Source organism: Roseovarius confluentis, from assembly GCF_002917925.1.
Taxonomy (GTDB): Bacteria; Pseudomonadota; Alphaproteobacteria; order Rhodobacterales; family Rhodobacteraceae; genus Roseovarius; species Roseovarius confluentis.
The window spans coordinates 895,413-917,242 of sequence record NZ_PPFE01000001.1; the positions used below are offsets into that span (position 1 = coordinate 895,413).

The following is a 21,830-nucleotide window of genomic DNA, read 5'->3' on the forward strand; positions in this document are numbered from 1 at the left end:
GAGAAAGAGAGATGGACCAAGATCGCATCGAAGGCAACTGGACCCAGATCAAAGGCAAGCTGCGCGAGATCTACGGCGACCTCAGCGACGACGAGATCGAGGAAACGCGCGGCGAGCGCGAACAGATGATCGGCAAGCTGCAAGCCAAGGTCGGCAAGGACAAGGACGAAGTCCGCCGCGACGTCGACAATATTCTCGCCGGCTTTTGAACCGGTCTGATCCGACGCGAAAGGGCGCCCCAGAGGCGCCCTTTTTCATGCGTTCTCCAGCACCGCCTCCACTTGAGCCCGTGCGTCGCGATAGGCCCCCGCCGCCGCGACCAGCGCCCTGAACAAAAGCCGCTGGCGCCGCACATAGAACAGGTGCTCGGGATGCCACTGCACCCCGACGGCAAACGGATCGGCTTGGCGCTCGATGGCTTGGATCATCCCGTGCGTGTCCCGCGCCGCCACCCGAAGCCCGGCGCCCACCGCCCTCACCGCCTGAGTGTGCAGCGCGTTCACCCGCATCAGCTCGGGTCCGCAGATCCGCGCAAGATGCGTTTTCGGCAATACCTCCACGTCGCGCTTGGGCAGGATGGTCTTGATCTTCTCGGCCTTGCCGAACGTCTGCCACGCGTTCTGATCCAGCGTCCCGCCAAAGGCCACGTTCATCATCTGCGCCCCCCGGCAGATCCCCAGAACCGGCACGCCCAGCTCCAGCGCCTTGGTGGCCAATGCCCGTTCCAGATCGTCCCGTGCGCGATCCAGCGTGGCCGACACGCCCAGCACGCCACCATACAGTTCCGGCCCCACGTCATCGCCGCCCCCGATGATCAGCCCGTCCACCGCGCCCAGGTCAGCGGGTCGTCCAACGCCCCAGCGCACGGCACGCGCGCCGGCCAGCCACAGGTTGAACCACACCAGGGGAAAAATCCGCCACCCCGACCGCTGCGAGGTGGTCACGGCGATCAGCGGCCGGCTCATTTCGTGTCACGGCCCAGGATATCACTTGCGATCCGCACCCACGCGCTTTCCCGGCGCAGCACACCGCCCGAGTGCGCATGGTCCTGCCACGCGTCTTCCAGCGCCTCCAGCTGCTCGGACGCGGCCACCTCTTCGACCAGCCGCCACATCTCCCACGGTTCCTGCAACGACCAGCTCTCCTCGTTGATCCGGCTGTCGGGCAGGCGAAAGTGAAACGCGGGCCGCGCCTTGGTGGAGTGTTCGTCGGGATAGCTGGCCTCGAACAGCCGCGGCAACGCGTGCTTCATCAGCGGCAGAAGGTCCAGCGCATGATTACGCGTCCGCACGTGCGGGTCCATCAGGTCAAGCAGCAACTCCAGGCTATCCGGCTTTTCCTCGGCCAGTTCGTCGACCAGCGCCCGCGGCCAGGCATTGACGAAAGGCAGCACGCGGCGCGTCACGTCGATGCCGTTCTCGGCGCGCAGGACCGGGTCCAGCAGGCCAAAGGCCCGCACCGTGCGCAACGTATGCGGATCGGCGGGCGCGACCACCTCGACATTCAGATGCACGCCGAACCCCAGGAACACCCCGTTGCGCGACCCGCTCGCCCCGGCCTCGCGCAGAACCGGGATCATCGCATCGAATCGCGCGATCTCGTCTGGCGTCAGCGGTGGCGTCACGATCTCGACCGGCACCAGCCCGCGCAGCAGGTCCTTGACCTGCGACCCGGCCAGCCCGTCGCTCTTTTTCTTGCCAAGGGCCGTGTCCAGTTCGATCTCCAGATCGCCAAGCGCACTGCCCCGCACGAACAAAAGGTGAGGGTCGGCGTCGTCCATCTCGCCGCCCAGGTTCTCCTGCAAGATCGACGCCACCCTGCGCTCGCACAAGCCCGAGAATTCCACCTCGATGCCAATGCGGCGTTTGTCGCCTCTCGCATTGGTCTCTATCGGTAAAGGCGCAAAATGATATGCGTCAGCACCCTGCCATGTCATGCAACCTGTTCCATCTAGTGTTCGGACGCCGTCCCGCGCTTCGATTGAGCCGAGACAAGGGCATAGACCCACACGACCACCGGCAGGGCGACGATACCCCCAAGTGGTCCCCAAAGCCACAGCCCGAATACGATGGAGAGAAAAACGACCAACGGATTGACCTTCAGCTGTTTGCCGACCAGCGCGGGCGTCACGAACTGCGCCTCGAGCGCGTTCAGCATCAGGAAGGATGCCGGCGCGACCAGCGCATAGGCCGAGTTGAACGTCAAAAGCCCTGCCAGCAACAACGAGAACACGATCGCCAGCGGGCCGAGGTAGAGAACGAAGTTGGCCAGAAATGCCGCCGCGCCCCACAGCATCGGGTTCGGCAGGCCGATGAGGATCAGCACACCGAACAGCGACGCGCCAAGACCGAGGTTGATCAGCGTGATGGTCACAAAATAATGCGACACCGCGCGATCGGCCTGTTTAAGCGCCACGCGGTACTGTGGGATTGCGCTGTAGATGTCGTCGCGGGTCATAAGGAAAAAGAACAATGTCCCCGCGAAAATCAGCAATTGCCCGAACAGGTTTGGCGCCAGCCACAGCGCTTCCGCGACAGACGGAATCGCCTCTTCGACCGCATTCTCGCCACCCTCTGAAATGGTGCGCTCAACGTCGAAATTGATGCCGCCGATACTGCGCAACATGAATGTCAGTTCGTTCATCCAGCCGCGAAACTGCTGCTGGATGCGCGGCACCTGATCGATCAGCGCCGACAGCAACGGTCCCAGCGCAACAATCAGCAGAAAGATGACGACAGCACCGACTATCAGCGCGGAAGCCGCGCTGACGGTTCGCGGCACACCGAGGCTTTCCAACCGGCTTGCGACGGGCGACATCACCACGCCCAGAACAAGCGCGAACGTCGCCGGGGCAAAGAGGTTTTGCGCCTCTTTTGCCGCGGCGACGACTGCGATGAATGTGAGGGTGATAAGGCAGGCCCTTACCAGCTTCGACGGGGCGTGATCCGATACCACCTTGCGTATTTACCTTCAGCCAGCTTTGGAATTGAACTGTTCGGTGCCGGCGCGGACCGCTTCGTTGACCGCGGACTTGCCCTTGGTTTCCAGTTCCGAGATTTCCGCCGAAAGACGCTCTTCGGCTGCACGCAGAAAGGCATCCCGGCGGGCCCCCATCAACTCGGCTTCGCGGCGCGTGCTGGGCAGCAATGCCCCCAGCAATCCACCGATTCCTGCCGCGACCAGCCCGGTCACCAGGGGTTGCGAGTTGTGCGTATCAACGGCCGACTTTGCCGCGCCGCGAGCATACCGCTCCGCAGCTTCCTGAGCATCGACGGCCTTCAACCGCAGCGAGATCACGCGATCCCGGGCTTCCGGCCCTAGCCGCTCCAGGCCGCTATGGAGCTTCCTGCGCATCCGCGACGCCGAAGCGGACACGCGGCCAGCGGCGATCTGCGTGCGCTTGGCATTGCGTTCGGCTGCACGGGCAATACGCTCGTCTTGGCTCAACCCGTTCGAGCTCCGACCGACGTTGGAAAACGCACCCTTCTGATGCGCAGTACCACCGGCCACGAGCATTGCCACGCCGATCCCCACAAGCGCCAGGCCAACGGGATGGTCCTTGGCCGATTGCGTGATGCTGTGGGTGGCGGTCCGGCCAAATTCGGCGGCATCGTCGATGGCCTGCCGTCCAAGGCGTCCGGGGTTCACGCTCTCGGCAAAATCCCCGATCGCATCGGCCAGTCCGGCACGATGCTGTTCTGCGTCTTTCTCAAGCTTTTCCATAGACTTCGCGGTCATCATGACTCTCCTCGAATAGTGCAATATCTGATTTCAGGCTTTCGATCGTGCGTCGGGGCATCATTGCCCGCGCCGACAGGCACCGCATTCCGATCACGCCCAGTATGACCGTCAGCGTGACGAACACCCCGAACACGATCGCCGCAGACGTGCCAAATCCAAGCCCCATATCCGCCAGTGCCAGCACGGCCACCACCGCAAGGGCGTGAACGCTGACCAGCGCAAAAAGTAAAGCGGCGGCAATCAGGATCAGTCCGGCCTTGGCCGACCGCAGGTTCTGGCTCAGCTCCCGGCGCGCCAGGTCGGCATGGGCGGCCAGCAGTCCCCGCGCTTCGCGCAGGATGCGGGCCACGACCACGCCGAATGGTGGTTTGGGCGCGTCCTTCATCAGTCGTGTGTCCCCGTGTGCGGGCTTTCGGGCAGATAACCCGACCAGACGTCATCGTCCGCCGTGATCAACTCGGGACCGTCATCCGCATCCGAGGGCGCGCTGGCGCTCAGGAAACGCGCCGCGGCAAACCCGGCCAGCGCCGCGCCGCCCAAAAACAACAGAGGGTTGCGCCGTGCAAACGCCGACACATCCTCGACCATGTCCGGCAACGACCGCTCGCGCAGGCGGTTGGTCGCGTCCTCGACGGCCTCACCCGCCTGGGTCAGGAACGAGTTCACGGCATCATAATCCTCGAACTCACCAGCGGCTTTCTTGGTCGCGCTTGAAATCGTATCGCCGTGATCGGCCACGTCGTCGCGCATCTCTGCCGCGCGGGCCTCGGCCTCTTTCGTGACGGCTTCCTTACCGTCTTCGACCATTTCCTTGGCTTTCGTCTTGGCGTTCATTTTCGGTCTCCTCACGCATTTGTGACGTGTTGCGATCTGTATCGCTCTGTCAACGTCTGCGGGCTTCGGAGGTTCCGCTGCGTCTGCAATATCTTTGACGCCCCGGTGCCCGCGTCCAAGCCGCCGCCGAACAACTCCGTGGACACGAAAAACCGGGGCGCCGAAACACCCCGGTTCATACTCGTCACTTTACAACTGGCGTTAGCCGCGGTTGATCGCGTCGGCGATGCGGTCACGCAGATAGTCGACCGAGAACGCATACTCGAGCGCCTTGCCTTCGTTGGTCGTCTGCAGCGACTTCACCTGAATGCCAACAGTCGGCACTTGGTAGCCACCTTCGGCGTCAAGGTCGACGAAGACCAGGCCACCCATTTCGCCGCGGTCCTCGGTGTAGGACACGGTCCCGACAGGCTCGCCCGTCACGGTGTAGATCATCGTGCCCGGCTCCGCGATCAGCAGGATGTTCTCGCCCTCGGTATTCTCCGAACCGGTTTCGTCCTGTGCGACTTCGTCGTCCACGCCTTCATCTGCAGAACCCGAGGTCTGCGTACCGATCACGACAATGTCGTCGCCATCTTCGGAATAGGTCTTCGCTTCAACTTCGGTGTTGCCATCTTCAACTTCAGCGGCGTTTTCCAGGACCTGACCCTTGTTCGTCACGTCTTCGCCGACGGTGGATTCAGCGTAGGCGGCAAGGGCGCCTGCGGTCGAGAATGCGGCTGCGAGTGCAATCGTACGGTTAAACATTGTAATCTCCTTCGCTTGTGCAGCACCGTGCTGCGATCTGGGATAAGAACTGCTTGCCCCCTTCCGGGTTCCGAAAAAATTCTTGCATCGGTTTTTTTTACCGCGCGGCCCATGGCGGAGACGTCGCGGGGACTTGACACAAATTCACCGTAAAAACTTGATATAAATCATAATTTCATGCGCGGTGATCCGGAGCCCCAAGCGCCGTTCACACAGTCGAAAACAATATCGTGAACCTCTTCGCTCTTTGCGCAGCCGCCCGCACGACGCGCAACTGTGCATTTTTTTGCCCAGCCTTCCGGTGTCATTCCCCGACGCTCCGCGCTACCGTGCATCGCGTACAACAGCTAAAGCGGCCCCGATCATGCACGCCTTCCTCGCCCCGGCCCAGTCCGCCCACGCCCCCCAGACCTTCTTGCATCAGGGCGTCCTGAAACCTTCGCCGGAAGCACCGGAACGCATCGCCATTCTCAAGGACGCCGCCCAGGCCGCGGGCTGCACCTTCGCCGCCCCACCCGATGCAGGGCTCGCCCCCATCGCCGCGGTGCACAGTTCAGAGTACATCGGCTTTCTCCGCACGATCCATGCCCGCTGGTCCGCCCTCGACGGCGCCGCGCCCGAGGTCATTCCGAATATCCACCCCCGCACGCGCGCCGACAGCTACCCCACCTCCCCTGTCGGTCAGGCGGGCTATCACCAGGCCGACACCGCCTGCCCCATCGGCCCGCACACCTGGGACGCGGCCTACGCCTCGGCCCAATCCGCCATCGCCGCCGCTGACGCGGTGGCTTCCGGCGCACCCCACGCCTACGCGCTCTGCCGGCCGCCCGGGCACCACGCCTATGCCGATCAGGCCGGCGGCTTCTGTTTCCTCAACAACTCCGCCGTTGCCGCCCAGCGCCTGTTGGCTGCGGGCCACCGCCCCGCCATCCTCGACATCGACGTGCATCACGGCAACGGCACCCAGGGCATCTTCTACGACCGCGCCGACGTGCTCACCGTCTCGATCCACGCCGACCCGTCCGATTTCTACCCGTTCTTCTGGGGCCACGCGCAGGAACGCGGCGCCGGCCCCGGCCTCGGCGCCAACCTCAACCTCCCCCTGCCCCGCCTGACCGACGACGACGGCTATGCCCCAGCGCTCGACACCGCCCTCGCGCGCATCACGGATTTCGGCACAACCGCGCTGGTCGTGGCCCTCGGCCTCGACGCGCACCAAGCCGACCCCTTCAAGGGCCTCGCCCTCACCACCCCCGGCTTCACCCGCATCGCCCGCACGCTTGCCGCCACCGGCCTGCCGCTCGTTCTGGTGCAGGAGGGCGGCTATGTCTCCGACCATCTGGGCACGGCCCTCTCGGCCTTCCTCTCGGGGCTCTGAGATCTGTCACAAAACCATCAAGCTCCACCGCTAGACACGGCTGAACCACCAGCAGGAAAGACCCCAATGACCCGCTTCACCGCCGCCGTGTTCGACTGGGCCGGCACCACCGTCGATTTCGGTTCCTTCGCCCCCATGGGCGTCTTCGTCGAGGCCTTCGCCCGATTCGGCATCACCGCCACGATCGCACAGGCCCGCGACCCGATGGGCGCGCCCAAGTGGGACCACATCCGCACCATGCTCGACATGCCCGACCTCGCCCGGCAATGGCAGGACAGGTATGGCCGGGCGCCGAGCGACGCGGATGTCGATGAGGTCTACAAGGTCTTTGTTCCCATGAACGAGAAAGTGGCGGCGGAGTACGCCACACTGGTGCCGGGCTGCGCCGAAGCCATCGCCCAGTTGCGCGAAATGGGCCTCAAGATCGGCTCCACCACCGGCTACACCCGCTCGATCATGAACCACGTCCTGCCCGTCGCGGCGGCGCAGGGCTACACCCCCGACACCCTGGTATGCTCGGACGACCTGCCCGAAGGCCGCCCCGGCCCGCTTGGCATGTATCAATGCATGATCGACCTCGTCGCCTACCCGCCCGAAACGATCCTCAAGGTCGACGACACCGCCCCCGGCATCAAGGAGGGCGTGGCGGCGGGCTGCGTGACCGTGGGCGTCGCGCTTTCCGGCAACGCGGTGGGCAAGACGCCCGAGGAACTGGCCGCCCTCACCGAAGCCGAGATCGAGCCGCTGCGCGCCCACGCCACCGCAATCCTGAAAGACGCCGGCGCCGATCATGTCATCGACACCGTCGCCGACCTACCCGCCCTCGTCCGCCGCCTGGGCCACATCTAGCCACCCGTGATAGCACAGCACCGGCGCGCTCCCCCAGGGCAGCCCGATGGAAATCTCGAACCGGTAGCGCCCCGTGTCGGGCCGCTCCGAGGCGCTGACCTTCGGCGCCGCCCATCCCGGCGCCGGCAGGCCCAGGCACCGGAACCGCCAGTCCACCAGGTCCAGGCCGCCTTGCGCCGGCACCAGCCGGCACATCGCCACCATCGCGCCCATCCGCTCGGCCAGCTTGCCATCGGGCGTGGCCCACTGCGCCGTCTGCATGACCTGCCCGGCCATGCTGCGCGTCCAGACATCCCGAGCACCGCGCCCGCGTTTCTCGAACCTCAATTCGGCGTCCTCCACCGCCGGCGGAAACCCCGCCAACCGCAGCGCCGCCCGCAGCACCGGATTGCGCGTCACCTCCACCGTGATCCGCCCGTGAAACACCCCGTCGCCTGCATGCAGCGCCCGGCACTCCGGTGCCAGCGCCGCCATCCCGGTCTCGCCCAGCAGCCGCGCATAGACCGTCACCGCAAAAGCCGCCGTTGCACCTTCGGGTCCGGCAAGGCACACAAGTCCCCCTGCCCGAAAACCGCATATCTGTTCCGCGCGATCCGCGCATAGATCCAGTCACGCAGCCCGACCGGCAAGACCCACACCAGCCGCGCGGGCGCATAGGCCCAATGCAGGCGCGGGAACAGCATCGCCATCCCCTCCAACGATCCCCAGGCCCGCCCATCCTCGATCATCAGCCAGGACGCCGGATCATCCGCATCAAGCCCGTAATGCACCAGCAGCGTCCGCCCCAACGCGCCCTGCATCGGCGCGATCCGTACCCGGTCGTGCTTGTCCAGCTTTGCGATCCGCCGCGCCGCGCGGGAACACAACGCGCATTCGGCATCCATCACCACGACGATCCGCCCGTCATCGAACGCCGGCACCGCCGGATCATCCCGAAACGAATACGGCCGCCGCGCGTCGGGCTGCATCACCGCACCCCGGGCTTTTTCTTGCCAGAAATACTCAACTCCAAACCGCCCACGTCCCGCATCGCCGCCGGATCATGGCACCGGCAGGTTTTCACTGTTCCAAAAATACTCAAAAGACGCCCTCAGTCCACGCCCAGCGTATCCAGCAGCGCCTTCAGTGCCGCGTGATCGTCCGGGTCATGCGCCACCCGGCGCGACCGGAACAGTGTCGCCTGGCTGCGCAGGATCATCCCGTCCTCCAGCGTCTTCAGGTGGTTGGCCCGCAGCGTGTCCCCGGACGAGGTGATATCGGCAATCGCCTCCGCCGTCTCGTTCTTCACCGTGCCCTCGGTCGCGCCCTGGCTGTCGACCAGCTGATAATCCGCCACGCCATTGTCGCGCAGGAACTCCCGCACGAGCCGGTGATACTTCGTGGCGATCCGCAACCGGAACCCATGCCGCTCCCGAAACGCCGCCGCCGCCGCATCCAGATCATCCAGCGTGCCCACGTCCACCCAGACCTGTGGCACCGCCAGCACCAGGTCCGCGGCCCCAAAGCCCAGCACCTCGACCTCTTCGACCACCTGCTCCCAGCCGCCAAGCTTCTCGCGTATCAGGTCCTGTCCTGTCACTCCGAGGTGGATCCGCCCGGCAGCCAGCTCGCGCGGGATCTCTCCCGCCGACAGCAACACCAGCTCGGCATTCTCGACGCCGCGCACGAAGCCCGCGTATTCGCGTTCCGCGCCGCTCCGGCCCAGCTCCACGCCCCGGTCCGCGAACCAGCCGAACGTCTTGTCCATCAACCGGCCCTTCGAGGGCACACCGATCTTCACGCTCATGCCCCGCCCTCCAGCGCCAGCACCTGGTCGGGCCGGATCACGCCGCCCACTGCCGGGATCTCGTGGCCGCCGCCCAGCCGCCGGGTCAGCGCGTCATAGCGCCCGCCCGTGGCAACAGGGGGCAGGTCCGGGCGCTTCGGCACCGAAAAGCCGAACACGAATCCATCGTAATATTCCATCTGCGTCCGGCCATAGCTGGCCTCGAACTCAAGCGTCTGGGGCGCCACGCCCGCGCGCTCCAGCGCCTCCAGCCGGCGGGCCAGTAACTCCACCGCGCCCGAGATCGCCGGCATGTCCACCGCGATGTCGCGCAGATGCTCCAGCGCGTTGTCGGCGGTCTCGCGCACCGCCAGCACCGCATCCAGCAATTCCACGTCCCGCGCCGTAAGCGGCGGAGAGTCCGCATCCTCGCGCAGCGCCCTGATCCGCGCCGCAATCTCGTCCGGCCCGCGCAGCCCGATCATCGGCGCGTCACAGGCCATAGGGTCCGTCGCCGCCAACAGCGCCGCCCGGCTCTCCGGCACCGGCGCCCGGCCCGAGAACCGCTCGATCAACGCGCGAAACCGCCGCGGCCGCCAGATATGCCGGCGCAGCGCCACCTTGCGCCGTTCGGTCGTGTCCAGCCCTTCGACGGCAGCCATCAGGATGCCGATATCGCCGATGATGGCCTGCAACGGCAGGTGCTTCACCGCCTCGTGGATCACCGCGAAGACCCGCGCATCCGCTTCCGCGGGCGCGCGCCGGTCGAACATCTCGAACCCCACTTGCAGGTATTCATTGGGCCGACCCGAGTCGTCTTCCTGCCGCCTGAACACCTCACCGGCATAGGTGTAACAGGCCGGCTCCGCCCCGTGCGCCATGTGCATCTGCACCACCGGCACGGTAAAGTCGGGCCGCAGCATCTGCTCTCCCCGCAGCGCGTCCGAGGTCACGTAGGCCCGCGCCCGGATATCCTCGCCATACAAATCCAGCAACGTGTCCGCCGGTTGCAGCACCGAGGTTTCCACCGGCACCGCGCCCGCCGCCTCGAACATGTCGCGCAGCCGCGCCGCCTCGGCCTTGACCGCCGCGCGGTTGTCCGGGGTCGGTCCCATCAGCCCTGTCCGCTTTCCTGGCCGTCCAGCATCTCGCGCACCTTCGCCACCAGCTGGTCGCGCGGCACCTCGAACTGGCTCGGGCGTTCCTTCCATTCCTCCAGCGTGGCGTTCTCGGCAATCTGCGCTCCAAGAACCAGGTCCTTGATCTGCACCTTGCCCGCGTCGAACTCGTCGCTGCCCGCAATGACCGCGACGGGACTGCCCCGCCGGTCCGCGTATTTCATCTGGTTGCCAAAGTTCTTGGGATTCCCGAGGTACACCTCGGCACGGATGCCCGCGCTCCGCAGTTCCGACACCATCGCCTGGTACTCCGCCATCCGGTCCCGGTCCATGACGGTCACGACCACCGGCCCCTCGACCGTACCCCCGATCCGCCCCTTCTCACGCAACGCCGCCAGCAGGCGATCGACCCCGATGGAGACCCCCGTCGCCGGCACCGCCTGCCCGGTGAACCGCTTCACGAGGTCGTCATACCGCCCCCCGCCCGCAACCGAGCCGAACTGCCGCTTGCGGCCCTTGTCGTCAAAGATCTCGAAGGTCAGTTCCGCCTCGTAGACGGGGCCGGTATAATACCCCAGACCCCGCACCACGCTCGGGTCGATCACGATCCGGTCCGGGCCATAGCCCTGCGCCGCCAGTAGATTGGCAATCGCCTCAAGTTCCTGCACGCCCTCCGCGCCCATCGCGCTTTCGCCCACCGCATCACGCAGGTTTGCCAGCGTCTCAGCCGCGTCCTCGGCTTCCGAGGTCAGGAAGGCCAGCACCGGCTTGGCCTGCGCATGGGACAGCCCCACACCGTCGATATAAGCGCCCGACGCATCCAGCCGCCCTTCGGTCAGCAGTGCGCGCACGCCTTCCTCGCCCACCTTGTCGAACTTGTCGATGGTGCGCAGAACCGCGTCACGCTGCTCGCCTTCGTCAAGGCCCATGACCTCCAGCACGCCGTTCAGAACCTTCCGGTTGTTCACCCGGATCAGGTAGTCGCCGCGCGGAATCCCCACCTCTTCCAGCGTGTCTGCCAGCATCGCGCAGATCTCGGCATCGGCGGCCATGCTGGCCGTGCCCACCGTATCCGCGTCGCACTGATAGAACTGCCGATAGCGCCCCGGCCCCGGCTTTTCGTTCCGCCACACCGGTCCCATCGCATAACGCCGATAGGGCGTCGGCAGGTCGTTGCGATACTGCGCATAGACCCGCGCCAGCGGCGCCGTCAGGTCATAGCGCAGCGCCATCCAGTCGCCCTTGTCGTCCTCGTCGAACTCCTGCCAGGCAAAGACGCCCTCGTTGGGCCGGTCGACGTCGGGCAGGAACTTGCCCAGCGCCTCGACTGTCTCCACCGCGCTCGTCTCCAGCGCGTCGAACCCATAGCGATGATAGACCCCTGCAATCTTGCGCAACATGTCGGCGCGCTCGGTGACTTCCACACCGAAATAATCGCGGAACCCCTTGGGCGTTTCCGCCTTGGGGCGCGGGGCCTTCTTGGTCTTCGCCATGTCCCTAATTCCTTGGCTAAGGGCTTTGCGGCGCGGTCTAGCCGAAGGCGGGGTGCGGGGCAAGCACGGCAAGGCGCAGGCTGAGGTGCCATCACGTGTTTTCCCCTTGAACGGGGCGGGATTAGGTTCAATCCTGTACCGGAACGCAGTCGATAGGCCAGAAATGCAAGAGCTTGAAGAAAAAATCGCCCACCTGACCCGTGCCGTGGACGACCTGTCCGACACCGTCGCCCGGCAGGAGACGGTGATCGCCCTCCTCAATCGCCGCGTTCAACTCCTGTTGGAGCGCGAGGCCGAGCGCGAGACGGCGCAGGGCGGCCAGGATGTCGTCGGCGACAGCCGCCCGCCTCACTGGTAGGAACCACGGAAACTCAGCCGCCCTTGCGGTCCTGCGCCAGCACGTCGCCGCCATGCACCAACAGCGTGTGCCACTGCGCGTTGCTGCCGAACCGCTCGTAAATGCTGACAAACACCGTGTCACGGTCCAGCCGGTTGATCCGGTTGCCGCAGGGCTTGCCGCGCCCCACCTTGCAGACCCGCGATTTGAGCTGCTCATACGCCTTGTCGGTCGTGCTGTAGGGGTGCACCTCTGCAGGCAGGCCGTACCGCAATTGCTCGTGCGATTCCGCCCCTGCCAGAACCGCCACCGCCGCCGAGAACTGCCGCGCGCAGCCGTCGTCGAATCCGGTAAGGTAGAATGTCCGCAGGCCGGTGCTTTGCGGGGCACTGTCATAAAGCGCGTAGGCCCCGCGCCGCTCAGGGTATACCTCAACCCGGCTCCCCATCTGCCGGTCGCTCAGCCCGCAGATCCGGGCGACCTTGCCATAGGGCAGCACCGTACCAGGCGCGACTTCACTCGTGGCGCCATCGGCGGGCGCGTTGCCGCCGCCACCGAACAGGCCGAACAGCCCCCGCTTTTGCGGCTTCGGCTCCACTTCACGCGACGCCCCAAAGGTTTCGGGCGGTGTCTGGCGCGCCGTCTCCTCGGTGGCACCGGGCTCCGCGCTTTGTTCTGGCTCGGACGTGCCGCCCTTCGGCTTGCCCCCGCCCAGCAGCCGCGCCAGGAATCCGCCGCTCTCGGCCTCTTCCCGCGCCTCTGGCCCGGGCATCGCGCCCATGGTTTCGGCCCCCTCCGGCAGATCCTGCTCGGACAACCGGCCGATCTCGGCCTCTGGCGCGCCACAGCCCGCCAGGGCCAGCGCGCAAATCAATACAATTTTCCGCATGGTCCTCCCGGGGTCCCATCGCTTCTGGTCAACGATTTAGCCCAGAACCGCGATACGGTCCACTGGCCCGACGCCGCACCGGTGGAGTGTTGCCGATCCGAATCACTCGCGAGGTTTCAAAGGTCCTCGACCATGACCACGCCCTCAAGGCTCTTGATCGCGCCCTTGATCTGGGGCGTCACCGGAAACTCGCGGCCCGCGTCGATCTCCACCTCGCCGGGCAATGCCTCGTTCATCAGGCAGAACCGGATCGGGCCGCGCCCGCCCCGTGCCGCGGTCGTCGGCGCATTGGTCAACACCTGCGCCACCGACCCGATGGCGGTTTCACTGTCGACGAAGATTTTCAGCCCGCTGGCGCCCGCATCCGCGACCACCGCATCGGCGGGCTGCACCGACCGCGCCAGCAGCTTCAGCTGATCGCTCTCCATCGTCGCCTCGACCACGATCACCACCTGGTTGCCGGTTTCCAGATGCTCGCGCGCCACCTCCAGCGTGTCCGAGAACATCGTCACCTCGTAGCCGCCCGTGACATCGCTCAACTGCACGAAGGCAAAGCGGTTGCCGCGCGCCGATTTCCGCTCCTGCCGTCCGGCGACGACGCCGGCCATCTTCGCCACCACGGCGCCCGACCGTGCCGCCAGCTCGTTGACCTCGTCCAACGTCTTGACGTCCTTGCGCTTCAGCGCGGCCATGTAGTCGTCCAGCGGATGCCCCGACAGGTAGAAGCCCACCGCGGCATATTCCTCGGTCAGCCGCTCCGCAGGCAGCCAGTCCTCGACCGGGCTCAGCCGCGGCTCCGGCAGGTCCTCGCCCGCCTCGCCAAACAGAGACACCTGGGCCGAGCCCTTCTGTTCATGGATCGCCGCCGAATAGCGCATCAGCGACTCCAGGCTGTCGAACACGCGCCGCCGGTTGCGGTCCAACGCGTCGAACGCCCCCGACCGCGCCAGCATCTCCAAGGGCCGTTTGCCCACCGCCTTCAGGTCCACCCGCCGCGCGAAATCATAGAGCGTCACGAACGGCTTTTCGCCGCCCCCGCCCCGGACCTGATCCGGGGCCTCCTCGCCCCCCTCGTGCCGCGCCGCCACGATCAGCCGCATCGCCTCGACGCCCACGTTCTTCAACGCGCCCAAGCCATAATGCAGCACGCCGTCCTTCACCTGGAAGGTCGCGTCCGAGCGGTTCACGCAAGGCGGCGCCCAGGGCAATTCCAGCCCCTTCTTCACTTCCTCGAAATAGATCGCCAGCTTGTCCGTCAGGTGGATATCGCAGTTCATGACGCCGGCCATGAACTCCACCGGGTGATTGGTCTTCAGCCATGCGGTCTGGTAACTGACCACCGCATAGGCCGCCGCGTGCGACTTGTTGAAGCCATAGTTGGCGAACTTGTCCAGAAGGTTCCACACCTCCAGCGCCTTGGCATCATCGACGCCGTTATCCTTGGCGCCCGCGATGAACTTGGGCCGCTCGGCATCCATCGCCTCCTGGATCTTCTTGCCCATAGCCCGGCGCAACAGGTCCGCACCGCCAAGCGAATACCCGGCCATCTCCTGCGCGATCTGCATCACCTGTTCCTGGTAAACAATAATGCCCTGCGTCTCGTCCAGGATATGATCCACTGACTTGTGCAGGTAATCCCGCTCGCTCAGCCCGTTCTTCACCTCGCAATATTTCGGGATGTTCTCCATCGGCCCGGGCCGATAGAGCGCCACAAGCGCCACGATATCCTCGATGCAGGTGGGCTTCATCCGCTTCAGCGCATCCATCATGCCCGAGCTTTCCACCTGGAACACCGCAACCGTCTTCGCCTTGGCATAAAGCGCATAGGTCTTCTCGTCATCGAGCGGGATCTGCCCGATATCGTTCTCGGCCCCTTCGTTCGGCTCGTAGATACGGCTGCCATCCGCCGCCGTATGCAAATCCCGCCCCCCGGCATGGATCTGCTCGATCGCGTTCTGAATGACGGTCAGAGTCTTCAGCCCCAGAAAGTCGAACTTCACCAGCCCCGCCTGCTCGACCCATTTCATGTTGAACTGCGTCGCCGGCATGTCCGACCGCGGGTCTTGGTAAAGCGGCACCAGCTCATCCAAGGAGCGATCCCCGATCACCACGCCCGCCGCGTGGGTCGAGGCGTTACGCAACAGTCCCTCCACCTGCATCCCGTATTTCAGCAGGCGGTCCACGACCTCCTCGTTGCGGGCCTCCTCGCGCAGGCGATCCTCCTGCGCCAATGCCTTTTCGATGGAAACGGGCTTTACCCCCTCCACCGGGATCATCTTCGACAGGCGGTCCACCTGCCCATAGGGCATCTGCAACACCCGCCCGATATCGCGCACCGCGGCCTTGGATAAAAGCGCACCGAAGGTGATGATCTGCCCCACCTTGTCGCGCCCATACTTGCCCTGCACGTACTGGATCACCTCTTCCCGGCGATCCATGCAAAAGTCGATGTCGAAGTCGGGCATCGACACACGTTCCGGGTTCAAAAACCGCTCGAACAGCAGGCTGTACCGCAGCGGATCAAGGTCCGTGATCGTCAGCGCATAAGCTACCAGGCTGCCCGCGCCCGACCCGCGCCCCGGCCCCACCGGGATGTCATGGTCCTTGGCCCACTTGATGAAGTCGGCCACGATCAGGAAGTAACCCGGGAAGCCCATTCCCTCGATGATCCCCAGCTCGAACTCCAGCCGCTTTTCGTACTCCTCGACCGACGCCGCGTGGGGAATGACCGCCAATCGCTCATTAAGGCCTTCCTTGGCCTGCCGCCGCAACTCGTCCACCTCGTCATCGGCAAAGCGCGGCAGGATCGGGTCGCGCCGATACGCACCAAAGGCACAGCGCTGCGCGATCTCCACCGTGTTCTCCAGCGCCTCGGGCAGGTCTGCGAACAGCGTCGCCATCTCCGCCGGCGACTTGAAATAATGCTCTGCCGTCAGCCGCCGCCGCGGCTCGGACTGGTCCACATAGGCGCCTTCCGCGACGCAGATCATCGCGTCATGCGCCTCGTACATCTTGGCCTCGGGAAAATAGACGTCATTCGTCGCCACCAGCGGCAGATCCATGGCATAGGCCATCTCGACAAAGCCGCGCTCGGTCTTGGCCTCGGCCTCCGGCACGCCCGCCTCGCCGCGATGCCGCTGCAACTCGACATACAGGCGGTCGCCGAAGATCCCCGCCAGCTTCTGCATCAACGCCTCCGCCGCCGGGCGCTGTCCCAGCTGCAAGAGTTTGCCCACGGCCCCCTCCGGCCCCCCGGTAAGGCAGATCACCGACGCGCCATGCGCCTCGAGGTCCTCGACCGTCAGATGCGCCAGCTGCCCGTCCCCGCGCAGGTACAGCGCGGAATTGAGCTTCATCAGGTTCTCGTAGCCTTCCTCGTTCTGCGCCAGCAGAACCACCGGCGCGGGCGGCACGGGCCGCTTCCCCGGCTCGGGCGTCATGTATTGCAGGTCCATCTGGCAGCCCATGATCGGCTGCACCCCCGCCCCCTGCGCCGTGACGGAAAATTCCAGCGCGGCGAACATGTTGTTGGTGTCGGTCACGGCCACCGCCGGCATCTGGTGCCTGGTGCAAAGGTCGGTCAGCTTTTTCAGCCGCACGGCCCCTTCCAGCAGGGAATACTCGGTATGGACGCGAAGATGGATGAATCGGGGGGAACTGCTCATACCGACACACTATCCAGCACCGCTCCCTTCGCCAAGCCCGACATCTGCCCAAATCCGCATCACCCGGACCGGCCCGACGCCGCGTATCCCACGCCCCCCATTGCCGTTCCCGCCCGCCTTGCGCTAACAGGGACGGGGACCGCGAAACCGGGGGGACAACGGCGCGTGACGGAACCGCTGCTCAGCATCGACGGGCTGACCAAGGCCTATCCCGGCGTGGTCGCCAACGAGGATGTCAGCTTTGACATCCACGCCGGCGAGGTGCACGCCCTCCTGGGTGAAAACGGCGCGGGCAAGTCGACGCTGGTCAAGATGATCTACGGGCTGGTCAAGCCCGACAGCGGCACTATGCACCTGCATGGATCGCCCTTCGCTCCGTCCGAACCCAGCGACGCACGCCGCCACGGCGTTGCGATGGTGTTCCAGCACTTCTCGCTTTTCGACGCGCTCACCGTGGCCGAAAACGTGGCCCTCGGCATGGAAACCCCGCCCCCCATGCGCACCCTCGCCGCCCGTATCCGAGAGGTCTCGGAAACCTACGGCCTGCCGCTCGACCCCGGGCGCACCGTGGGGGACCTCTCGGCAGGCGAACGCCAGCGGGTCGAGATCATCCGCTGCCTGCTGCAGGACCCGCGCCTGCTGATCATGGACGAACCCACCTCGGTGCTGACCCCGCAAGAGGTCGCGATCCTCTTCAAGACCTTGCAGAAGCTCACCTCCGAGGGTGTGGCGATCCTCTACATCTCCCACAAGCTCGAAGAAATCCGCACGCTCTGCAACCGCGCCACGGTCCTGCGCCGGGGCCGCAACGTCGGCACCTGCGACCCGGCGCAGACCACGGCGCACGCCATGGCCGAGATGATGGTCGGCAGCGCCTTCGAGACGCCCGCCCGGCGCGACACCAAAACCGGCGCCCCGCGCCTCACGCTCGACGCGCTGTCGGTTCGCGCGCCCTCGGCCTTCGGCACCGCGCTTCGGGACGTGTCGCTCACCCTGCACGCGGGTGAAATCCTCGGCATCGGCGGCGTCGCGGGCAACGGGCAGGACGAACTTCTCGCCGCGCTTTCGGGCGAGTTGCCTGTGACGCCCGACGCCCTGCGTCTCGACGACAAACCCATCGGCCGCCTGCCCCCGCAGGCCCGGCGCGACCTCGGTCTTTTCGCGGCCCCCGAGGAACGGCTGGGCCACGCTGCCGCCCCCGAGATGAGCCTGACAGAAAACAGCCTGCTCACCGGCGCCACCAAGCAGAATCTCTCCAACCGCGGCTTCCTGAACTGGCCCCGCGCACAGAGCTTCGCCGAGAAGGTGATCGCTGCGTTCGACGTTCGCACCCCCGGGCCCAACACCGCCGCGCGCGCCCTGTCCGGTGGCAACCTGCAGAAATTCGTCATCGGGCGCGAGATGGCGCACGACCCCGAGGCTCTGATCGTCAACCAGCCCACCTGGGGCGTCGACGCCGCCGCCGCCGCCTTCATCCGGCAGGCTCTGATGGACCTCGCCGCCAAGGGGGCCGCCATCCTTGTCATAAGCCAGGACCTCGACGAGCTGATGCAGATCTCCGACCGTTTCGCCGCGCTCAACGCGGGCCGGCTTTCGGACATCCACCCCACCGCCGACCTGACGACCGAGCAGGTGGGCCTGATGATGGGCGGCGCGCACGACATGGAGGTGGCGCATGTCTGAGCCCGCGCACCAAGAGTATCTTGCCTCCTGCGGGGATATTTTCAGCCAGGGGAAGAAACGGCATTCCGCCCCCGGCACGGGATGCACCCCGTGCTGAAACTCGAGCGCCGCCCTCAGCCGTCCCGCACCTGGTCGGCGCTGGCCCCGGTGCTGGCGGTGCTGATCACCATGTTCGCCGGTGGCGCGATGTTCGCCGCGCTCGGGCAAGACCCGGTCGAGGCGATCCGCACGATCTTCTGGGAGCCGCTTTTCGGCGAATTTGCCCGCTTCGACCGCCCGCAACTTCTGGTAAAGGCCGCGCCACTGACCCTCATCGCCATCGGCCTCGCGCTTGGCTTCCGGGCGAACATCTGGAACATCGGCGCCGAGGGGCAATACATCATCGGCGCACTCACCGGCGCGGGCGTGGGGCTGGCTTTCTATCCCACCGAGTCCGCCCTGATCTTCCCGCTGATGGTCGTCGCGGGCGCCCTTGGCGGCTGGGCCTGGGCCATGATCCCCGGCCTTCTGAAGGTCCGCTTCGGCACCAACGAGATCCTCGTGTCGCTGATGCTGGTCTACGTGGCCGAACAGCTCCTGGCCAAGATGGCGCTGGGCCTGCTGCGCAATCCCGAAGGCCGCGGCTTTCCCGGCTCGCGCAGCCTGCGCGACTATCCGTCGGCCCATAACGCCGAGCTCTTCGCGGGGACCGGCATCCACTGGGGCGTCGTCGCCGCCCTGATCGCCGTGATCTTCGCCTACATCCTGCTCGCGCGGCACATGCTGGGCTTTCATATCAAGCTGTCGGGCCAAGCGCCCCGCGCCGCGCGGTTCGCGGGCGTGAACCCGGCGCGCCTGACGCTGATCTGCCTCGGAATTTCCGGCGCGCTGGCGGGGCTTGCCGGAATGTTCGAGGTCGCGGGCCCGGCAGGCCAGATCAATATCGACTTCAACGTGGGCTACGGCTTCACCGCCATCATCGTCGCATTCCTTGGCCGTCTGCACCCTGTCGGAATCCTGCTGGCAGCACTGCTGATGGCACTCACCTACATCGGCGGCGAGCTTGCCGAAACCAATCTCGGCCTGCCTGCCGCCGCGATCCAGATGTTCCAGGGCATGCTGCTCTTCTTCCTTCTGGCCGTGGACCTTCTGACCCATTTCCGCCTGCGCTGGCGCAGGGCCGAGGTCGCGTGATGGACCTTTCCGCGATCGACCCGACGCTGCTCCTGGCCTCGCTCATCGTGGCCTCCACGCCCATCCTGCTGGCCGCCCTCGGCGAACTTGTCGTGGAACGCGCAGGCGTGCTGAACCTCGGGGTCGAGGGAATGATGATCACCGGCGCGATCTGCGGCTTCGCCATCGCGGTCAACACCGGCTCGCCCGTCATCGGCTTCGTGGCCGCGGCCTTCGGCGGCGCCATCCTGTCGTTGCTCTTCGCGCTGCTGACGCAATTCGCGCTGGCCAACCAGGTTGCCTCCGGCCTTGCGCTCACGCTCTTCGGGCTGGGACTAAGCGCCCTTCTGGGCCAGGGCTACCAGGGCATCAAGCCCCCGCCGACGCGCAGTCTCGACATTCCCGTATTGTCGGACATCCCAGTCCTGGGCCCCATCCTCTTTTCCCATGACCTGATGGTCTATCTCGCGCTCGCGCTCGTCGCCGCCGTCTGGGCCATGCTGAAATATACCCGCGCCGGCCTGATCCTGCGCGCGGTGGGCGAAAACCACGATGCCGCGCACGCCCTGGGCTACAAGGTCGTGCGCGTGCGCCTCCTGGCGATCCTTTTCGGCGGCGCCTGCGCGGGGTTGGGCGGCGCCTACCTTTCCCTCGTGCGCGTTCCGCAATGGACCGAAGGCATGACCGCCGGTTCCGGCTGGATCGCGCTGGCGCTCGTGGTCTTCGCCAGCTGGAAAGCGGGCCGCGTTCTTCTGGGCGCCTGGCTTTTCGGCGGCATCTCGGTGCTGCAACTGAACCTCCAGCCCACGGGCATCCCGATCCCGGTCGAATACCTTTCCATGTCGCCCTACTTGATCACCATCCTCGTGCTGGTCATCATGTCTGGCGACAAATCCCGCGCACCCGGATCCCTGGGCCGCACGTTCCATGCCTCGCAATGAGGCCAACCACACCAACAGGGAGTTCTTCATGACCCTCACCCGCATCCTGAGCGCCGCCGCCCTGACGCTCGGCCTCGCCCTGCCCGCGCTGGCGCAAGACAAGACCAAGGTCGGCTTCATCTACGTCGGCCCCATCGGCGATGGCGGCTGGACCTATGAACACGACCAGGGCCGCCTCGCCGTCGAGGAACATTTCGGCGACCAGGTCGAAACCGTCTTCCAGGAAAGCGTGCCCGAGGGCAACGATGCCGAACGCGCGATCATGCAGATGGCGCGGCGCGGCGCGGACCTGATCTTCACCACGTCCTTCGGCTACATGGACAGCACGATCAACGTCGCCAGGGAATTTCCGGACGTGAAGTTCGAACATGCAACCGGCTACAAGACCGCCGATAACGTCTCGGTCTACTCCGCCCGCTTCTACGAGGGCCGCGCGATCCAGGGCCATATCGCCGGCAAGATGACGGAATCGAACATCATCGGCTACATCGCCTCCTACCCCATCCCCGAGGTGATCCGCGGCATCAACGCCGCCTATATCCACGCCAAGAAGGTCAATCCTGATGTCGAGTTCAAGGTGATCTGGGCCTACACGTGGTTCGATCCCCCGAAAGAGGCCGACGCCGCCACCGCCCTCATCGACCAGGGCGCCGACGTGATCCTGCAACACACCGACAGCACCGCGCCCCAGGCCGCGGCGGAAAAGGCCGGGGGCGTCATCACCTTCGGCCAGGCCTCGGACATGGCCGAGTACAAGCCCACCCCGCGTGTGAGTTCCATCATCGACAACTGGGCGCCCTACTACATTGCCCGCACCCAGGCGGTGATCGACGGCACGTGGGAAAGCACCGAGACATGGGACGGCATCGCCCCTGGCATGGTCGAGATCGGCGAGATCACCGATGCCGTGCCCGCCGACGTCAAGGAAGAGGCTCTCGCGATGAAAGAGGCCATCGCGTCGGGCGACTACCACCCCTTCACCGGACCGCTGAACCGCCAGGACGGATCGGCCTGGCTGGCCGAAGGCGAAGTGGCCGATGACGGCACGCTTCTCGGGATGGACTTCTTCGTCGAAGGCCTCACCGCCGAAATCCCTCAGTAAGTCGTGAGGGGCCGCCACTCCTGCCCATGCAGTGCAGAACACAGAGCTGTTCAGGGCGGCCCGATGACAAGCACCCCACGTCCGGGGCAAAGTTGGGGCGTGGGGTGCGATCGATAACGGCTTTACGGACAAGGCT

22 protein-coding genes are annotated in these 21,830 nt (G+C 65.8%); 8 read left to right on the forward strand and 14 right to left on the reverse strand.

Annotated elements, in window-relative coordinates; all coding sequences use genetic code 11:
* Positions 1 to 11: 11 nt before the first annotated feature.
* Positions 12 to 209, forward strand: coding sequence for a CsbD family protein (locus C2I35_RS04465; protein WP_103761764.1), 198 nt, complete (start codon positions 12 to 14; stop codon positions 207 to 209).
* Between the two features lie 45 nt (positions 210 to 254).
* On the opposite strand, the gene C2I35_RS04470 is transcribed toward C2I35_RS04465, so the two are convergent.
* The 7 genes from C2I35_RS04470 to C2I35_RS04500 form a co-directional block, all read right to left on the reverse strand.
* On the reverse strand, positions 255 to 965 hold the full coding sequence (locus tag C2I35_RS04470; RefSeq protein ID WP_103761765.1) for a gamma-glutamyl-gamma-aminobutyrate hydrolase family protein: 711 nt from the start codon (positions 963 to 965) through the stop codon (positions 255 to 257).
* Positions 962 to 1,936: an amidoligase family protein gene (locus C2I35_RS04475; RefSeq protein ID WP_103761766.1), complete on the reverse strand. Its 975-nt coding sequence runs from the start codon at positions 1,934 to 1,936 to the stop codon at positions 962 to 964. Before C2I35_RS04475 ends, C2I35_RS04470 begins: the two co-directional genes overlap by 4 nt.
* A 14-nt stretch (positions 1,937 to 1,950) precedes the next feature.
* Entirely contained in the window at positions 1,951 to 2,955 is a 1,005-nt protein-coding gene (locus tag C2I35_RS04480) for an AI-2E family transporter (RefSeq protein WP_103761767.1), read from the reverse strand.
* 15 nt (positions 2,956 to 2,970) lie between these two features.
* A complete protein-coding gene (locus C2I35_RS04485; RefSeq protein ID WP_146049960.1) occupies positions 2,971 to 3,741 on the reverse strand; it encodes a coiled-coil domain-containing protein in 771 nt (256 codons plus the stop codon).
* Positions 3,710 to 4,126 (reverse strand): phage holin family protein, encoded by a 417-nt coding sequence (locus C2I35_RS04490; RefSeq protein ID WP_103761769.1) that lies wholly within the window; start codon positions 4,124 to 4,126, stop codon positions 3,710 to 3,712. Before C2I35_RS04490 ends, C2I35_RS04485 begins: the two co-directional genes overlap by 32 nt.
* Positions 4,126 to 4,575 (reverse strand): hypothetical protein, encoded by a 450-nt coding sequence (locus C2I35_RS04495; protein ID WP_103761770.1) that lies wholly within the window; start codon positions 4,573 to 4,575, stop codon positions 4,126 to 4,128. The genes C2I35_RS04490 and C2I35_RS04495 overlap by 1 nt, the downstream gene beginning before the upstream one ends.
* Before the next feature lie 201 nt (positions 4,576 to 4,776).
* Entirely contained in the window at positions 4,777 to 5,322 is a 546-nt protein-coding gene (locus tag C2I35_RS04500; protein ID WP_103761771.1) for a hypothetical protein, read from the reverse strand.
* 364 nt (positions 5,323 to 5,686) lie between these two features.
* On the opposite strand from C2I35_RS04500, the gene C2I35_RS04505 reads away from it, so the two are divergent.
* The gene (locus tag C2I35_RS04505) at positions 5,687 to 6,700 is read left to right on the forward strand and encodes a histone deacetylase family protein (protein WP_103761772.1); all 1,014 of its coding nucleotides are present in this window, start codon (positions 5,687 to 5,689) and stop codon (positions 6,698 to 6,700) included.
* Between the two features lie 66 nt (positions 6,701 to 6,766).
* Complete coding sequence (gene phnX / locus C2I35_RS04510; protein WP_103761773.1) at positions 6,767 to 7,549, forward strand: phosphonoacetaldehyde hydrolase; 783 nt, start codon at positions 6,767 to 6,769, stop codon at positions 7,547 to 7,549.
* Here the strand turns inward: phnX and C2I35_RS04515 are convergent.
* The 5 genes from C2I35_RS04515 to hisS all read right to left on the reverse strand — a co-directional run bounded on the left by C2I35_RS04515 (position 7,514) and on the right by hisS (position 11,925).
* The gene (locus C2I35_RS04515; RefSeq protein WP_170067110.1) at positions 7,514 to 8,101 is read right to left on the reverse strand and encodes a DUF4166 domain-containing protein; all 588 of its coding nucleotides are present in this window, start codon (positions 8,099 to 8,101) and stop codon (positions 7,514 to 7,516) included. The two genes, phnX and C2I35_RS04515, sit on opposite strands and share 36 nt — an antisense overlap.
* The gene (locus C2I35_RS04520; RefSeq protein WP_103761775.1) at positions 8,056 to 8,517 is read right to left on the reverse strand and encodes a thiol-disulfide oxidoreductase DCC family protein; all 462 of its coding nucleotides are present in this window, start codon (positions 8,515 to 8,517) and stop codon (positions 8,056 to 8,058) included. The genes C2I35_RS04515 and C2I35_RS04520 overlap by 46 nt, the downstream gene beginning before the upstream one ends.
* A gap of 122 nt (positions 8,518 to 8,639) precedes the next feature.
* Positions 8,640 to 9,335 carry an ATP phosphoribosyltransferase gene (gene hisG, locus C2I35_RS04525; RefSeq protein WP_103761776.1) on the reverse strand — a complete coding sequence of 232 codons (696 nt, stop codon included), beginning with the start codon at positions 9,333 to 9,335 and terminating at the stop codon, positions 8,640 to 8,642.
* A complete protein-coding gene (locus tag C2I35_RS04530; protein ID WP_103761777.1) occupies positions 9,332 to 10,429 on the reverse strand; it encodes an ATP phosphoribosyltransferase regulatory subunit in 1,098 nt (365 codons plus the stop codon). The genes hisG and C2I35_RS04530 overlap by 4 nt, the downstream gene beginning before the upstream one ends.
* A complete protein-coding gene (gene hisS, locus C2I35_RS04535) occupies positions 10,429 to 11,925 on the reverse strand; it encodes a histidine--tRNA ligase (protein ID WP_103761778.1) in 1,497 nt (498 codons plus the stop codon). The genes C2I35_RS04530 and hisS overlap by 1 nt, the downstream gene beginning before the upstream one ends.
* Before the next feature lie 163 nt (positions 11,926 to 12,088).
* Here hisS and C2I35_RS04540 point away from each other — a divergent pair, with 163 nt between their 5' ends.
* The gene (locus C2I35_RS04540; RefSeq protein WP_103761779.1) at positions 12,089 to 12,283 is read left to right on the forward strand and encodes a SlyX family protein; all 195 of its coding nucleotides are present in this window, start codon (positions 12,089 to 12,091) and stop codon (positions 12,281 to 12,283) included.
* 13 nt (positions 12,284 to 12,296) lie between these two features.
* On the opposite strand, the gene C2I35_RS04545 is transcribed toward C2I35_RS04540, so the two are convergent.
* Both C2I35_RS04545 and dnaE read right to left on the reverse strand, forming a co-directional pair.
* Positions 12,297 to 13,151, reverse strand: coding sequence for a hypothetical protein (locus C2I35_RS04545; protein ID WP_103761780.1), 855 nt, complete (start codon positions 13,149 to 13,151; stop codon positions 12,297 to 12,299).
* 116 nt (positions 13,152 to 13,267) lie between these two features.
* Positions 13,268 to 16,816: a DNA polymerase III subunit alpha gene (gene dnaE / locus C2I35_RS04550; protein WP_103761781.1), complete on the reverse strand. Its 3,549-nt coding sequence runs from the start codon at positions 16,814 to 16,816 to the stop codon at positions 13,268 to 13,270.
* A gap of 165 nt (positions 16,817 to 16,981) precedes the next feature.
* Here dnaE and C2I35_RS04555 point away from each other — a divergent pair, with 165 nt between their 5' ends.
* The 4 genes from C2I35_RS04555 (at position 16,982) to C2I35_RS04570 (ending at position 21,694) form a co-directional block, all read left to right on the forward strand.
* Positions 16,982 to 18,499, forward strand: a complete 1,518-nt coding sequence (locus tag C2I35_RS04555) for an ABC transporter ATP-binding protein (RefSeq protein ID WP_103761782.1) — start codon at positions 16,982 to 16,984, stop codon at positions 18,497 to 18,499.
* Positions 18,500 to 18,589: 90 nt separating this feature from the next.
* A complete protein-coding gene (locus tag C2I35_RS04560) occupies positions 18,590 to 19,672 on the forward strand; it encodes an ABC transporter permease (RefSeq protein ID WP_103761919.1) in 1,083 nt (360 codons plus the stop codon).
* On the forward strand, positions 19,672 to 20,592 hold the full coding sequence (locus C2I35_RS04565) for an ABC transporter permease (protein ID WP_103761783.1): 921 nt from the start codon (positions 19,672 to 19,674) through the stop codon (positions 20,590 to 20,592). Before C2I35_RS04560 ends, C2I35_RS04565 begins: the two co-directional genes overlap by 1 nt.
* A gap of 28 nt (positions 20,593 to 20,620) precedes the next feature.
* A complete protein-coding gene (locus C2I35_RS04570; protein ID WP_103761920.1) occupies positions 20,621 to 21,694 on the forward strand; it encodes a BMP family ABC transporter substrate-binding protein in 1,074 nt (357 codons plus the stop codon).
* Positions 21,695 to 21,830 lie beyond the last annotated feature (136 nt).